Origin of the sequence: Rhodococcus parequi, from assembly GCF_046042785.1 — a bacterium.
GTDB lineage: Bacteria > Actinomycetota > Actinomycetes > Mycobacteriales > Mycobacteriaceae > Prescottella > Prescottella parequi.
In genome coordinates this window covers 110,913-125,959 of sequence record NZ_JBDLNV010000008.1, presented here as the reverse complement: position 1 = coordinate 125,959, position 15,047 = coordinate 110,913, and the positions used below count along the sequence as shown (strand labels likewise).

14 protein-coding genes are annotated in these 15,047 nt (G+C 66.3%); 8 read left to right on the top strand and 6 right to left on the bottom strand.

The genetic code is table 11. From position 1 onward, the window contains the following. The first annotated feature begins 713 nt into the window (after window positions 1-713). The 5 genes from ABEU20_RS21465 (at window position 714) to lpdA (ending at window position 6,436) form a co-directional block, all read left to right on the top strand. On the top strand, window positions 714-1,457 hold the full coding sequence (locus ABEU20_RS21465) for a hypothetical protein (RefSeq protein ID WP_420166402.1): 744 nt from the start codon (window positions 714-716) through the stop codon (window positions 1,455-1,457). A 781-nt stretch (window positions 1,458-2,238) separates the two neighbouring features. Then, complete coding sequence (locus ABEU20_RS21460) at window positions 2,239-2,370, top strand: hypothetical protein (RefSeq protein ID WP_260844743.1); 132 nt, start codon at window positions 2,239-2,241, stop codon at window positions 2,368-2,370. Window positions 2,371-2,565: 195 nt separating this feature from the next. Continuing rightward, on the top strand, window positions 2,566-2,778 hold the full coding sequence (locus ABEU20_RS21455) for a hypothetical protein (RefSeq protein WP_005517967.1): 213 nt from the start codon (window positions 2,566-2,568) through the stop codon (window positions 2,776-2,778). Window positions 2,779-4,736: 1,958 nt separating this feature from the next. Further along, window positions 4,737-4,889: a hypothetical protein gene (locus tag ABEU20_RS21450; protein WP_005517973.1), complete on the top strand. Its 153-nt coding sequence runs from the start codon at window positions 4,737-4,739 to the stop codon at window positions 4,887-4,889. A 143-nt stretch (window positions 4,890-5,032) separates the two neighbouring features. After that, window positions 5,033-6,436: a dihydrolipoyl dehydrogenase gene (lpdA, locus tag ABEU20_RS21445; RefSeq protein WP_420166401.1), complete on the top strand. Its 1,404-nt coding sequence runs from the start codon at window positions 5,033-5,035 to the stop codon at window positions 6,434-6,436. Window positions 6,437-6,455: 19 nt separating this feature from the next. Here the strand turns inward: lpdA and ABEU20_RS21440 are convergent, their stop codons facing one another. Together ABEU20_RS21440 and ABEU20_RS21435 are read right to left on the bottom strand one after the other, a co-directional pair. Further along, window positions 6,456-7,340 (bottom strand): alpha/beta hydrolase fold domain-containing protein, encoded by an 885-nt coding sequence (locus ABEU20_RS21440; RefSeq protein WP_420166400.1) that lies wholly within the window; start codon window positions 7,338-7,340, stop codon window positions 6,456-6,458. Window positions 7,341-7,364: 24 nt separating this feature from the next. Continuing rightward, window positions 7,365-7,754, bottom strand: a complete 390-nt coding sequence (locus ABEU20_RS21435; protein WP_013417058.1) for a winged helix-turn-helix transcriptional regulator — start codon at window positions 7,752-7,754, stop codon at window positions 7,365-7,367. Between the two features lie 118 nt (window positions 7,755-7,872). On the opposite strand from ABEU20_RS21435, the gene ABEU20_RS21430 reads away from it, so the two are divergent. Next, window positions 7,873-8,730: an SDR family oxidoreductase gene (locus tag ABEU20_RS21430; protein ID WP_420166399.1), complete on the top strand. Its 858-nt coding sequence runs from the start codon at window positions 7,873-7,875 to the stop codon at window positions 8,728-8,730. A gap of 91 nt (window positions 8,731-8,821) precedes the next feature. Here ABEU20_RS21430 and ABEU20_RS21425 read toward each other — a convergent pair whose 3' ends face one another. The 4 genes from ABEU20_RS21425 to ABEU20_RS21410 form a co-directional block, all read right to left on the bottom strand. Continuing rightward, on the bottom strand, window positions 8,822-10,429 hold the full coding sequence (locus tag ABEU20_RS21425; RefSeq protein ID WP_420166398.1) for an MFS transporter: 1,608 nt from the start codon (window positions 10,427-10,429) through the stop codon (window positions 8,822-8,824). Between the two features lie 167 nt (window positions 10,430-10,596). Continuing rightward, the gene (locus ABEU20_RS21420; RefSeq protein ID WP_420166397.1) at window positions 10,597-11,298 is read right to left on the bottom strand and encodes a GTP pyrophosphokinase; all 702 of its coding nucleotides are present in this window, start codon (window positions 11,296-11,298) and stop codon (window positions 10,597-10,599) included. Window positions 11,299-11,324: 26 nt separating this feature from the next. Further along, window positions 11,325-11,894 carry a carboxymuconolactone decarboxylase family protein gene (locus tag ABEU20_RS21415; protein ID WP_420166396.1) on the bottom strand — a complete coding sequence of 190 codons (570 nt, stop codon included), beginning with the start codon at window positions 11,892-11,894 and terminating at the stop codon, window positions 11,325-11,327. Then, window positions 11,891-12,775, bottom strand: coding sequence for an SDR family NAD(P)-dependent oxidoreductase (locus ABEU20_RS21410; protein ID WP_420166395.1), 885 nt, complete (start codon window positions 12,773-12,775; stop codon window positions 11,891-11,893). Before ABEU20_RS21410 ends, ABEU20_RS21415 begins: the two co-directional genes overlap by 4 nt. 169 nt (window positions 12,776-12,944) lie before the next feature. Between ABEU20_RS21410 and ABEU20_RS21405 the strand changes: the two genes are divergently transcribed. After that, window positions 12,945-13,703, top strand: coding sequence for a TetR/AcrR family transcriptional regulator (locus ABEU20_RS21405; protein ID WP_420166394.1), 759 nt, complete (start codon window positions 12,945-12,947; stop codon window positions 13,701-13,703). A gap of 137 nt (window positions 13,704-13,840) precedes the next feature. Next, window positions 13,841-15,034 carry an ABC transporter substrate-binding protein gene (locus ABEU20_RS21400; protein WP_420166393.1) on the top strand — a complete coding sequence of 398 codons (1,194 nt, stop codon included), beginning with the start codon at window positions 13,841-13,843 and terminating at the stop codon, window positions 15,032-15,034. The last annotated feature ends 13 nt before the right edge of the window (window positions 15,035-15,047 follow it).

Below are 15,047 nucleotides of genomic sequence, written 5' to 3'. Positions count from 1 at the left end.
ATTTGTCATCTGGTTGGACGTCCGATTATTCGCGACAAAGCGACTCACACGACGACGTTCCAGATACGTACCGGACCGGCTGTTTGCGTTTGGCCAGCTAGAAGGGCGTCACTGGGAGGTGGCGGCCCGGGGAATGCCTCCTCGACCGGATTCCATGCGGTGCTTGTCTTTTCTGATCGAGCCCGCGCGGACAGCTCCAGGCTCGGTGAGCGGAGACGGACGAGTGGCTCAAGGCGTGCTCGGGGTCGATGACCAACGATCCTTCCGGCCGGTATGGGCGAAGAACCACGCCGTGACGTGTGTGAGATCGCCTGGCTGTCGCCGATGACGATCCGTGATGGGTCTAGCGGTGTGCGCTGTTTCCGTGACCATCCGATCCGGCCGACGAGGGGTGGACGATCTGTCATACCTGCGGGTTCGGTGTAGACGAACTCTCGTCTGCGACGCGTACGGCGTGAATCCTTGTCATTTTCGAAACGATCGCTGGGTTAGTGGGCTCCAGGCGTCTAGCGTCTGTCGCACTCCACCTGGAGATCACGAAACAGTCTCTCGAAGAACAGTTTTGGTCGAATCCGTGACCCAGTCAATGATCGACCGAACACCCAACCTCGAGTGGAGGAATCGCTGACTCAGCCGAAGGCGACCAGAAGTTTGACCCTCCGGAAGTCGGCGACATCAAGGATCGATCACCAACCCAGAACGAAGGAGATCGCATGTCCAAGATCAACCGGAAGCTGCCTATCGCACTCTGCGCCGTGGCGGCATCCGCCGGAATCGCTCTGAGCGTCGCTCCTGCAGCTTCGGCAACGATTGGGTCGACCACGACCAACTTCTCTATGTCCTGCAATGGGACCCAGACCACCTTCCCGTACATCTCGCAGGATCAGGCCCAGTCGTATGGCGTGACGGTCAACCATCAGCTGTCAGGTGCGAACCAGTCGTTTGCAGTCTCTATCGCCTCGCAAACGGTCCCCACGTCGGCCTTCGGTTACACAGTGACTGGTCTTTCCAACATGAAGATTCGCGTCCAGGTCGACGGCAGCACGTATGTTTCGCACTCTCTGTCGGGCGGATCGGGCTACACGGGTACGGCGACCGCAACCAAGAAGACGAGCACGCCGACGGGGAACGCCATCATCGAGATCGCCATTCCCAATGTTGCCGCGGGCGCAGTCTTCACGCCGCCGACCTTGACCGTCATCCAGGGATCTACGGTTGCTCCCAAGTTCTCCACTGGCAACGGAGGAAACGGCACTGCCGCAACCCAGAACGAGGGGAAGTACGGCGACGACGCGGGCAACTTCTACGCCTTCGACTCCACTGTCACCGGTGTGCCGATCTACGGAACGGTCACCGCACCCACGAGCTGCCTGCCGACCGATGTCCAGTTCCCGTCCACCTCCGGGGCCGGGGCGTTCCCGGTTCTGAATGCCGGTGCGGGAGTCCTGCACTCCTGAGCCGGCGCGGGCTGATCCCTAGCGGGTGGGCATGACGGGGTGCGGGTGCGGCGCAGATCCGCGCCCGCACCCCGTCCGTGTCTCGCTCAACGATTTTGCGACGCCCTCCAATGTGAGTGTCGGAATCCTGGGCCGGTGACCGCCGTGTGTGGGAGGCCTTGGCGAGCCGATCGGCGGGCAGCGCACTTGGACGTCATCGTCGGACATACGTTCCCGTGGACGATTCTCCAGTGGAGGTGTGTTTCATGTGAGTTTGTTCGATCTTTGCGAAACGCTATCCAAGTGTGACCACCTCCACATAGATTCGTGTCCTGAGTGTGAGGATTCGATGGGTTGAAACTCGTACTGGTGCGGTCGCATTTGCATCGCAACATGGGGGTCGGTTCCGGCGATCGGCGACGGTGTGCCGGAGTCCGAGTGGGAACGAGCAGGGAGTAGGGAACTGGCGGCGGATGCGTTGGAGTGAGAGCCCCGCGCGTTGTTTGCTTGGACAATCGGCCGGACCGGAACTACCACCATGTTTCCGGCTGGTCCGTCGACAATTCAGATCCGATTTCGGTTGCCCAATGGGGGCTTCCGTTTTTGCTCCTGAGGTATGTTCTACTGCCAGGATCTGCGATAGGAAAGTTTCTCCGAATAGTGGTCAATGTACGTTTCGGCTAGTTATGCTTTGTCGGCACTTCAACGCTAAGCGACGTGGGTGTCGTGGCTGGAGTGGGAGATTCGATTTCGAGGGCACCCTCGAAATCGTGTGAACAACCAAGGAGAGGGGAGTTAAAGCATGAGCGTTTCGTTCCTGCAGGCGACGACTGCATTGCTTCAGAACCTGGTCGATGCCGTTTTTACAGGTTCCGTGACACCAGGGTTCGTCGGGTTGTTTGGCTCGTTGGACGATGTCGTCAGCGGTAGTTGACCCCGCGGCGCCAAAATCCGGTCATTGACGCATCAGTTAGGAGTATGAAATGACGCTCGGTTCGCTGTCGCCCCTTCTCGGGGGGCTCGGCCCGCTCGTGGCGGGTCTTCTTTTCGCGCCGTTCGCCTACTCGGTGGATGGAACCTGGGAAATCCCCCCGCTCTGACAACTTAACCTTCAAGGAGAGGAAGTACTGTGAATACCGGTAGCCTCGTCGATCTCCTCACGAGCGTCGACCTCAACCCGCTCTATTTGTTCAGCGTCGGCCCGACCTTCGACGGGCCTGTGCAGGCCCTCGCCGATTCGTTCTTCGACTTCGTCGGCAACGTCATCGCGCTCTGGCCCGCAGGCTCGGCCGTCGTGGACGGCAGCTTGCAGGACGCCATCGGATCTGTCAGCGGCGCGTAATTCAAAGGAGAATGGAATGGACCTGTCGTTGACCTACAGCTCCGAACTGATCGGCTTCGGCTCGATCGACCTGGTGGGAGTGATCGCTTCCTACCTCAATGCTCTGTCCCTCGCAGCTCCGCTGCCTGTCTAAAGGGGAACCGCGATGTTGCAGAAGTACGTCAATCAGATGCTCAACTGGGCCGGTGGTCTGTTCGGCCTTACGGCGCTTGGAAGCCTGGCGCTCGAAAACAAGTGAGCGCAGGCTGAAACGCCGAGACCGTAGGCGCCCTCGAGGGCCTGCGGTCTCGGCGTTTCTTTGCGGGGCTCGCGGGGAGGGGAGCGTGGACGAAATGCAGTGGCCGGTGACGCGGGATTCGAGTCATGGATCGAACGGATGGAGCTTCTCGGGACGTGTAGTCCGTCGAAAATGAGTGTGATGGAAGCCTCAAGCATCTCGTCGTCATACACCTGTTCGACGCGGGCTCTGTACCTGCCGCTCTAGTCACCGACGCATAAAATTGCAAACGGATGCGAGCCGGGCTGCGCAACCATCGTACGTTTGCCTCTGCGAACGCACGATCGCCACCCGGAATCGTAACTCTGCATGGGCGGCCCGCGAAAGATGGCGACCTACGTAACCGCGTCCGTGTTCGCGAGTCCTCGCAACCGGGCTGGAACGGAATCGGTTCGATTCTCGAAGAGGCGCTCGCCTCCCCACATCGATCTGTTCGGACTGTCGTGGGAACTGCACGTCTTCACAGGGGTTACCGGTTTCGACATTCACGAGCGACCGGTGGCAGCGGTGGGGCTCGAGGCGAGGTCTATCATGGCGCGGTCGACGGGCTCGCGGTCATGGATCCGGCCCCGTCATTGTCCTCCGACACTCCACGGCGCCGGCCCCTCGGTGCGTCGCGACCCAGCCTCCCAGAGTAGGGATTCCATGGAATCCGATTGGCGCACGCCCCGCCAACTACGAACATCATGTCTGTTCCCGGGCACCACGCTTCGGCGCGAGCTGCCGTGGTGGCCTTCGCGGCGGGAAATCGTACCCGGCGACCCGTTCAATGCCGTGACTAGCGGGCGGGCATCCATTCGCTCGACCACACTGTCCTCCAAGCAGATTGCCTGCATCAAGACGGGCGCACCATGCGTGGCCGTCGACGATGTCGTCCTCGCTGCAACGGCCGATGCGCTCGACCCTGTATCTGCGAGAGCACGACGAGCAACAGGACGGCTCGCTGGTCTATTGGGGCCCGATCGAAGTCGTCCTGGATCTACAGGCGGATCCGATACGAACGCGACATGTCCCGCGTCATTCACGCGATGGTGAGTAACATCCCGCTGACCGTCGAGGGCTTCACCTTCAGCGGTGCCCGTGGGGCCGCGGTTCTCGGGGCACAACCCCCCACTTTGACCGGCTTCACTGATCCCGAAGCGATGCAAACAGGCTGGACGCGGCAGGTCGCGCGCGGGGTGCCGGCCGGGTCGAGAACCGCGGTGTGCGGCCGGAGGCCACGGCGTGATCGTCTCGCCCCGGCGGCCCCGAGGGTGAGGGAACGGGTGAATTTCCCGGCATCCTGGACAGCTGCCCAGTTGGGGTAACGAAAACGAGGACACGGCGATGTGAACTGGTTTATCTTTCGATCACGGTCGAATAAACCCGATCGTCGTCCCGACAGGGAGGCAGGCGGATGGCACACCACGGTCACGCCGCAGTTGGTGCCGAACGGGCGGGATGAGCAGGGAGTAGACGAATCCGGGGTAGCGGGGTCCCCTGGCCGGCGAGCTCCCGACCCGCTGCGGGAGAGATCACGCAGCAATCACGAACAGTACCCACCACCACGAAAGTAGGAGTAACAATGAACGCTGACCTCCTGGGCCTCATCCAGCTCATCATCGGCAACATCGTGAACTTCGGTTCGGTCACCGAGCTCTCCTGATCCGAATCACCCAGCGCAGTAAGAAAGGCGATTGCTATGAATCTGGACGCCATCGACCTCGGTTCGTTCTCCGGGGCGGTCACGGGCTCCATGTCGGGTCTGCTCGACATCTTCCTCAGCCTCAGCCGGGGAAGCGTCTTCGGCGGTAGCACCGTCGGGGACCTCGGGAGCGCCATCTCGTTCAGCTGACGCATTCGCACCTCCGACCCCAGTCGCCACAGGCGGCTGGGGTCGCAGGTGTGTGTGCGCAGTCACGACCGCTGAGTGGACCTTACTCGCGAGTAAGCACCAACCCGGGACATCGAATCGCAGCGGGGCTACGCTAGGGCCTCGTGACCTCACACTATGACGTCGTTGTCCTCGGAGCCGGTCCCGGTGGGTACGTCGCTGCTATCCGCGCGGCACAGCTGGGCCTCAAGACCGCCATCATCGAAGAGAAGTACTGGGGCGGTGTCTGCCTGAACGTGGGCTGCATCCCCTCCAAGGCTCTTCTCCGCAATGCCGAACTGGCGCACCTCTTCCACAAGGAAGCCAAGGTGTTCGGCATCTCGGGAGACGTGTCCTTCGACTTCGGCGCCGCGTTCGACCGCAGCCGCAAGGTGGCGGACGGCCGCGTCAAGGGCGTGCACTTCCTGATGAAGAAGAACAAGATCGACGAGTTCGACGGTCGTGGCACGTTCGTCGATGCCAAGACCATCTCGGTCGCCCTCAGTTCGGGCGCCACCGAGACGGTGACCTTCGACAACGTCATCATCGCCACCGGTTCGGTGACCAAGCTGCTGCCGGGCACCTCGCTGAGCGAGAACGTCGTCACCTACGAGGAGCAGATCCTCACCCGCGACCTGCCGAAGTCGATCGTCATCGTCGGCGCCGGCGCCATCGGCATGGAGTTCGGCTACGTCCTCTCCAACTACGGTGTCGACGTCACCATCGTCGAGTTCCTGGACCGCGCCCTCCCCAACGAGGACGAGGACATCTCCAAGGAGATCGCCAAGCACTACAAGAAGCTCGGCGTCAAGATCAAGACCGGTGCGGCCGTCCAGTCGATCGTCGACAACGGCTCCGACGTTACGGTCTCCATCAAGGACAACAAGTCCGGGGAGATCGAGACCGTCACCGTCGACAAGGTCATGCAGTCGGTCGGCTTCGCACCACGCGTCGAGGGCTACGGCCTCGAGAACGCCGGCGTCGCGCTCACCGACCGCGGCGCCATCGCGATCGACGAGCGCATGCGCACCAACGTCACCGGCATCTACGCCATCGGTGACGTCACCGCCAAGCTGCAGCTCGCGCACGTCGCCGAGGCGCAGGGCGTCGTCGCGGCCGAGACCATCGGCGGCGCCGAGACGATGGAGCTGGGCGACTACCGGATGATGCCGCGCGCCACGTTCTGCCAGCCGCAGGTCGCCAGCTTCGGTCTCACCGAGGCGCAGGCCAAGGCCGAGGGCTACGACATCAAGGTCGCTACCTTCCCGTTCACCGCGAACGGCAAGGCCCACGGCCTGGGCGACCCCAACGGCTTCGTCAAGCTGATCGCCGACAAGAAGTACGGCGAGCTGCTCGGCGGCCACCTCATCGGCCCCGACGTTTCGGAGCTGCTGCCCGAGCTGACCCTGGCCCAGAAGTGGGACCTCACGGTCAACGAGCTGGCCCGCAACGTGCACACGCACCCCACGCTCAGCGAGGCGCTGCAGGAGGCCATCCACGGCCTCGCCGGCCACATGATCAACTTCTGACGGTTCGCCGCCCGAAGAGCTAGTCCGCGAGAAGCCCGCACAGGATTGTGCGGGCTTTCTTGCCTTCCGGGATCGGGAGCAGCGGGTAGACGTGGATCATCTCCCGCGCCTCGTGGAAGTCGAGCGAGATCCCAGCGTCGGACGCCAGCGGCCGGAAGCGGCGGGCGTCGACGTTGAGGATGTCGCGGGTGCCGGTGAAGAGAGTGAGCGGGCCGAGGCCGGTGGGGTCTCCGTTCAGCGGGCTCACCCACGGATGCTCCCGATCCAGCTCGCCGCGGTAGGCGTCGGCGGCCACCGTGAGGCCGTCCGGGTGCAGCCACGGATCGCGCGGGGCGATCTCGCGGATCTCCGGATGCGACCCGGTCGCGTCCAGCCACGGAGAGATCAGCGCGGTGTGGGCGGGGGAGGCGGCGCCGCGGTCGCGCAGCGCGAGCGCCACCGCCAGCGCGAGTCCGCCGCCCGCCGAATCGCCCGCGATCACCAGCGGCTCGTCGTGCTTCGCCAACTGCTCCGCCAGGTCGGTCGACGCCGTCACCACGTGTGACGCCGTCCCGCGCGGCGCCACCGGATAGATCGGCACCGTCACCGACGCGCCCGCGGAGGCCAACTGTCCCACCATTTTCCAGTGGTGTCGGGTGATCTCCCGGATGTACGCGCCGCCGTGCAGGTACAGCACGCGCGACGACGGGGCCACCCCGCGCGGGGTCACGGTGAACACCGGCCACCCCGCCGCCGAGGTGGACGCGGCGACGTCGAGGGTGCGTCCCAGCGATGGCGGCGGGGCGAACGGCTTCGGCTTCACCTGCAGCGCGGCGATCTCCCGGCGGATGTCGTCGGCGCTCGGTCGGCGTCGTCCCAGCATCGCGATGGCCAACGGCATGGCCCTGCTGGTCAGGCTCGGCATGGCCACCCCCCGTCGTCGTCTCGGTCAGCGTGCGTCGTACCGATTCTGGGCCGCATAGATGTCCGGCATGTGCGATTCGAGCAGATCGATCAGGCCGGTGAGACGCTCGGCAATCTCCTCGCCGAGTGGGGTGAGGCTGTACTCGACGTTCGGCGGGATCGTCTCGCGGACCTCGCGGTGCACCAGGCCGTCGCGCTCGAGTTGCTGCAACGTCTGCGCCAGCATCCGCTCGCTCACCCCGTCCACCCGGCGGCGCAGCGCGCCGAACCGGTACGGGCCCTCGGCGAGTGCAGCCAGGGCGAGCGTGCCCCAGCGTCCGGTGACGTTGAGCAGCGCGCCCCGGGAATGGCAGTCGCGCGCGAAGACGTCGGCCTCGAGGGTCGGGTCGTCGAAGTGCTGGTCGTCGCTGCTCACGTACTTCAGGTTACTACCTGTCAAACAATCAGTGCTGACTCAAACAGTTGCACTTACGAAAAATAAGTTCATCATGGAGGGCGAACGAAGCATTGAAGGTTCAACCTTGGGAGTTCTCATGACCATCGCCGTCACCGGTGCCACCGGGCACCTCGGCCGCCTCGCCGTCGACGCCCTGCTGCGGCGCGGTGTCCCCGCATCCGACGTCGTCGCCGTCGTCCGCAACCCGGAGAAGGCCGCCGACCTCGCGGCCCAGGGCGTCCAGGTGCGCACCGCCGACTACGCCGACCGCGCCGCGCTCGAGACCGCACTGGCGGGCATTGACAAGCTGCTGCTCGTCTCCGGCAGCGAGGTGGGGGCGCGGGTGCCGCAGCACACCAACATCATCGACGCCGCGAAAGTCGCGGGCGTCGGCTTCGTCGCGTACACGTCCATCACGGACGCGCCGAACAACACCCTCCAGCTCGCGCGGGAACATCAGGTGACCGAGCGGCTGCTCGCCGACTCCGGCATCGACCACGCGCTGCTCCGCAACGGCTGGTACTGGGAGAACTACACCAACGACCTGGCCGGGACCGCCGAGCGCGGCGTCCTCGTCGGCAGCGCCGGAGACGGCCGGGTCGCGGGTGCGGCCCGCGCCGACTACGCCGAGGCCGCCGCCGTCGTGCTGACCTCCGACGAGAACCAGGCCGGCAAGGTGTACGAGCTCGGCGGTGACGAGCACGTGGCGTACCCCGAACTGGCCCAGGCCATCTCGACCGTCACCGGCAAGCCCGTCGAGTACCGGAACGTGCCCGTCGCGGAGTACCAGGGCATCCTCGAGTCGGTCGGCCTGCCCGCGCCCGTCGCCGCGGTCCTCGCCGACGCCGACGCCGGTATCGCGACCGGTGTCCTCGACGTCACCAGCGGCGACCTGCAGCGGCTCATCGGACGGCCGTCCACCCCGCTCGAGAACGTCCTGCGCGCCGCGCTCTGACCCCCGCAAACAGCTGAAGGGTCCCTTCATGCGCCGGCAGCGCGCGAAGGGACCCTTCAGCTTCCCGAGGGGGAATGGGGGAGGAGAGAGATCAGTGCATCCCGACGGCGCCTTCGGCGGGCATGTCGCCCTTCTTGGCACGAACCAGGATCATCACGATCGGGCTGATGACGAGGATGAGCGCACCTGCCCAGCCGAACGCGTGCGCGTAGCCGGACACCTCGGTGCCGAAGACCCAGTCCATGACCTTGCCGACGAAGTCCTGCGCGGGCGCGGGCATGGCCGCGATCTGCTCGGCCGTGAGCGGCGTGGCGTTCGCGAGGTCGGTGGGGATCGCGTCGGCGGGGAAGCCGGGCGGGGGTGTGGGCGCCGGGTTGTCGGCCTGGAACGCGCTCTTGGCCGACGCGTACACGGTGGTGAACAGCGCCGTGCCCAGCGCGCCGCCGACCTGAAGCGTCGCGTTCGCGAGGGCGCTGGCGGCACCGGCGTCGTGGTTGGGCACGCCCAGCAGCGCCAGGTTCTGCATCGGCACCATCAGCAGACCCAGGCCGAAACCGAAGATCGCCAGGCCGGGGAACACGTGCGTCCAGTAGGAGGTGTCCACCTCGATCTGGGTGAGCAGGAACAGGCCGACGGCCGCGAAGATCGGTCCGACGACCATGAGCGGCTTGGGGCCGATGCGGGTGGTGAGCTGCGCCGCGATGGTGGACGCGATGACGATGAAGAACGCCATCGGCAGCGAGCCGACACCCGACATCACCGGGCTCAGGCCCATCACGATCTGCAGGTAGAACGTCAGGTACAGCGTGCCGCCGAGCAGCGCCGCGCCGACCAGCGCCGAGCCGATGAACGCCGCGCCGCGGTCACGGTGCCACGGGACGCTGAGCGGGAGAAGCGGGTTCGCGGACTTCTTCTCCACGAGGACGAACGCGACGAGCGCAACCAGGCCGATGCCGATGAACAGCAGCGTCTGCGTCTCGAGCCAGCCGTGCTCGGCCTTGGTGAAGCCGTACACCAGCGAGCCGAGGCCGATCGCGACCAGCACGGTGCCGGGCAGGTCGTAGCTGGTGTCGCCGTGAGCCTTGGTCTCCTTGACGATCGGCAGCGTCACCGCGATCGCGAAGATCGCGACGGGGATGTTCACCAGCAGGCACCAGCGCCAGTCGACGTACTGCGTCAGCACGCCACCGAGCAGCAGGCCGATCGCGGCGCCGCCGCCGGAGATCGCACCGAACACCGCGAACGCCTTGGCGCGTTCCTTCTCGCCGACGAACGTCGTGGTGAGGATCGCGAGCGCGGCCGGCGCGAGCAGCGCCGCGAACACGCCCTGCCCGGCCCGGGCGGCGAACAGCTGCATCCCGGTCTGCGCGAAGCCGCCGACGGCCGACGCCACCGCGAAGCCGGCCATGCCGACCATGAACGAGCGCTTGCGGCCCCAGAAGTCGGCGATGCGACCGCCGAGCAGCAGCAGCGCACCGAACGCCAGCGCGTAGGCGGTCACCACCCACTGCCGGTCCAGGTTGCTGATGCCCAGTTCCTTCTGGGCGTCGGGCAGCGCGATACTCACGATGGTCCCGTCGAGGACGACGGTGAGCTGGGCCAGCGCGACGATGCACAGCACCAGCCAGCGGCGGTCGTGATTGGGATTGTCGTGTACGGGGGCGTCGGGACGCGAGGTCGCCTGGACGTCTTGGGACATGCAGTTCCTACCGGATCGGTGGCACGGACGACTGTCGCGGCCGAACGGGGAGACGCTACCGGTGAACCGGGAACGGCGGCAATCGAATACCGCCGCATCGTCGGGATGGTCACATGTCGGTCCGGGGACTTGAAACGGCCGCGTAACTGTGAACAACGGCCGGTGACTCACTCGGAGAGGCGCACCCGCAACGCGTCGAGCAGCTGTGGCGGCAGTTCCAACGCGGGGGCCTCGTCGGCGACGCCCGCCTGCGCCCTGAGCTTCGCGAACTCCTCGTTGAGGCGTTCCATCTTCACGTCCAGTCGGTGCGCCGTCTCCGCGGCCTCGGTGAGCTCGGCCAGCAACTCGGGCGGCACCTCCCGGTTGAACTTGTAGTAGATCTTGTGCTCGAGGCTGGCCCAGAAATCCATTGCGATGGTGCGGATCTGGAGCTCGATGGGCACCTGCTGCACCCGGTCGCTCAGGTACACCGGCACCTCGACGATCAGATGGAGGCTCTTGTACCCGTTCGGCTTGGGGTCGGCGATGTAGTCCTCGACCTCGCGGACCTCGATGTCGGGCTGACTCGTGATCATGTCGGCGATGCGGTAGGTATCGGCGATGAAGCTGCACGTGATCCGCACCCCGGCGATGTCGAGGATCTGCTCGCGGACGTCGTCGAGGGTGAGCGGGCAGCCGATGCGGTTCGCCTTGCGGACGATGCTCTCGGGCGTCTTCAGCCGCGAGGTCACGTGCTCGATGGGGCTGTAGAGATTGATGTGCGTGAACTCGTCCTTGAGGATGTTCACCTTCGTCAACAACTGAGTGATGGCGAAGCGGTACGTCATCATGAATCGGGAGAAATCGGTTCGGAGTTGCTCAGGATCCACGCCACCAGTGTGCCACCGCCCGCGAATCAGAAGTCGGGCTGGATTCGCAGGGTGTCGATCGCGGTGGCCAAACCGTCGTACTGCGTCACCAGAAGGCAGAACTCGACGAGCCGCCGCTCGTCGAGGTGGCCGGCGAGCGTGGCCCACGTCGCGTCGTCGACGTTCTTGGTGGCGACCATCTGGTCGGCGGCCGCCAGCATCGCCCGATACCGCGGCGACCAGTCGGGGTCGGTGGGCCCGGTGAGGATGCGCTCGAGGATCTGCGGGGTGATGCCGGCGCGGCGGCCGAGCCGCACGTGATGCTGCCACTCGTAGCGGGATCCGCGCAGGTGGGCCACCCGCAGGACCACCAGCTCGATCTCGAAGCGGGACAGCTTGGTGCCCGGCAACAGCATCAGGACGCCCGAGTAGTGCAGCCAGCCGCGGAACAGGCCGCCGGTGCGGCCGAGCGTGCTGAACAGCTTCGCGTCCTTGGTGCGCGATCCGAGCGACAGCACCCGCCACGTGGCCCAGTTCACCGGCCCGAGCTGCTTGAACCTGCCCGGCGGGACGCGTGGCGTGGTGTGGTTGCCGGTCTTCTCGTCGTACGCGGTCACTCGGTCTCCCCGGGTCGGTCCGGCAGTGGCGTGGTGAGGTGGGCGTGCTCGGCGCGGGCGGCGTCGAGGGCCGCGGCCATCCGCGGCTGCGGGCGCAGTTCGACGGTCCGCTGCACGAGCATGCGCAGCCGCATCGTCGGCGCCACCCAGCGGGGCGCGTAGACGCGGCGGGCCCGCGCGGCGATGGCCTTCTCGAACGCGTCCACCCCCACCGAGCGTGGGGCGACCCGGGTGAACGGTCCGAGCCCCTTGATCTGGGCGGCGGCCTCGGTTCCGAAGCCGATCGCGGTCATGTCGGTGTCGACCTCGGCGAGGTACGCGACGCCCACTCGCAGTCCGAGGTGCCGGGTTTCGAGGCGCAGCGTGTTGCCGAGCGCCTCCACCGCTGCCTTGCTGGCGGCGTACGCGCCCATGAGCGGCAGCTGCACCCCTGCCGCGGCCGACGCCACCAGCAGCACGTACCCGCCGGGATGTGCGACGAGCGGTCCGGCCGCACGCACGGTGTGGTACGTCCCGAGCAGGTTCACCTCGACGGTGCGCGACATGACGTCGGGGTCGCCGCCGAGCAGCGGAAGTTGGGCCGCGACACCGGCGTTGGCCACCACGACGTCCAGTCCGCCGAGTTCGTCGGCGAGGCCGTCGACGGCCCGCTGCACCGCCTCGCCGTCGCGGACGTCGCACACCCGCCACGGGGCGCCGCCGCACATGGTCGCGACCTGTTCGAGTAGTTCGGGTTCGAGGCCGAGCAGGGCGACGTGGGCGCCGCGGGCATGCAGGCGTCGGGCCAGGGACGCGCCGATGCCGCGGGCCGCCCCGGTGATGAGCACACGCCGGCCTTCCAGGCGCTCCTCGAGTGCCTGTCTCCGCCCCGTTCGTGCCATCGCGACTCCCACCCGCCCCTCGGTTACCGCACGGTAAGGAAACGCTAGCACCGCAGGTCGGATATGCCGGGCAGGTCGGCGGGGCCGTGTAACATCGGCGGGTGTCAAGCAAGCGTTCGATCGGGACCGCGCGGCACTGCGTCCGGCACCGTTGAGGGGGAGTCGTCAGGTGGGATCGACCCGGCGAGAAGAAATTCTATTCCACGCGGCGAAGCTGTTCAGCGAGCGCGGCGTCGCGGGCACCACCGTGCGGGACATCGCCGACGAGGTGGGCATCCTCTCCGGCAGCCTGTACCACTACTTCGGTTCCAAGGACGCGATCGTCTTCGAGATCGTCATCGCTTTCGTCGACGACCTCAACGAGCGCTACGAGGCGGCCCAGGTGCCCGGCGAAACCGGCAGGGAGCGGTTGGACCACATGGTGGCCGTCTCGTTCGAGGCCGCCGCCGATCACCCGTTCGCGACCGAGATCTATCAGAACGAGAGCGCGCTGTCGTCGCAGCCGGAGGACAGCCCGATCTCCGTGGCGGTGCGCCGCGCCCACAACTACTGGGCCGACGCCATCGCCCGCGGTGTCGAGTCGGGCGAGTTCCGTCTCGACATCGATCAGCAGCACTTCCATCGCATGCTCCGCGAATCCGTCTGGTCGACGGTGCGGTTCAACCGTGCCTCGCTGGCGCAGGATGCCGAGCGTCTGAGGCACGACCTCATCGCGGTGTTCCTCGACGGGTTCGCGGCGGGCGGGCCGGCGGGATCGGCGTCGGCCAAGGCGGCGCCCGGGCCCGTGCGACAGTCCGAGGTGACGGGCCGTGTCGCGGTCGCCGTGAGTGCCCCGGCGGCGACGGATCCCGAGTACGACGACCTGCGCCGCGACGTCCGTGAGCTCAAGGAAGCGATCCGCGAGCTGCGTCTGCTGCGCGGGAACTGAAACCTCGTCCCAGAACTGATTTCTCACCGCGTTGACTTCGCGATGTGACGCAGGGCATACTCCTGTCGCGCATAGTCAATCAAGCACTTGCTTGATCGACCAAACGCTTGAAGGTCGGCGTCAGACGGGAGTCGGTTGTGAGAATCGGAAGGGTCGTCGCTGCGGCGGTGGCCGCTGCGGTGGGAACCCTCGGTGTGGCGGGGTGCGGGTCCGCCGGTGAGATGTCGCCCGACGAGATCGTGATCGGCCTCGACGAGGACTCGACCGGTCCCGGTGCGTCGTACAGCACCATCGCCGGCAGCACCGTCCGCCTCGCGGTCGATCTGGTCAACGCGGACGGCGGAATCAACGGCAAGCCGGTGCGCCTGGTCGTCGAGAACGACGAGTCCAGTCCCACCAAGACGCCGTCGATCATCCGCAAACTGGTCGACCACGGCGCGAGCGCGGTCCTGCTCGCCACCGGATCCGGGTCGGTGATCCAGGCGAAGTCGGTGCTCCAGCAGTCCGAGATCCCCGCCATCGCGCCCGTCGTGCTGTCCGACGCGTTCGCGAACAAGCCGGACAACGGCTACTCGTTCATGATCCCGAACTCCCTCAAGCAGTACGCCGAGGTGTACTGCGGCGCGTTCGAGAAGATGGGCTACAAGACGCTCGGCATCCTCGGCGACGCGAGCGCGTCGATCGACGGCATCATCAAGACCCTGCGGCCCGCGCTCGAGAAGTGCGCGACCGTGACGGCGGTCGAGAAGGCACCGGTCGACGCCGCCGACCTCACCGCGCAGGCGTCGCGCGTCACCGGCACCGAGCCGGATGCCATCCTCGTCGCCAGCATCGGCGGCCACTTCGAGATCCTCGCGCACAACACGCTCGCGAAGATCTACCCGGCCGCGCAGCGCTTCTCGCTCGCCTCGATCGGCAACCAGCCCAAGTCGTGGGCGCTGGCCGACCCCGGCGCGCTCACCGGCATGGTCTACATGGGCAGCCTCAGCGCGAACAATCCGCGCACCGCCGAGCTGACCGAGAAGATTCGCGCCGTCAAGGGCGCCGACTACCAGCTCACCGCCTACGACGCCCAGGCCTACGACGCCGTGATGATGCTCGAGCGCGCGTTCGAGATCGCCGGCGACCACACCGACCGCACGAAGGTTCGCGATGCGCTGCAGCAGGTGTCGGACGTGCCCGCGACGTTCGGTCAGGAAGGCCTGACGCTGTCGTACGGCCCCGACGATCATCTCGCCCCCGACAGCCTGTGTGGCCTGGTGCTCGTCGAATTCGGCGCCGACAACAAGCCGGCCGGTCCGTGGGCGTCCTACCAGCCGCCGTGCGGCTGACGAAGGAGAGAAC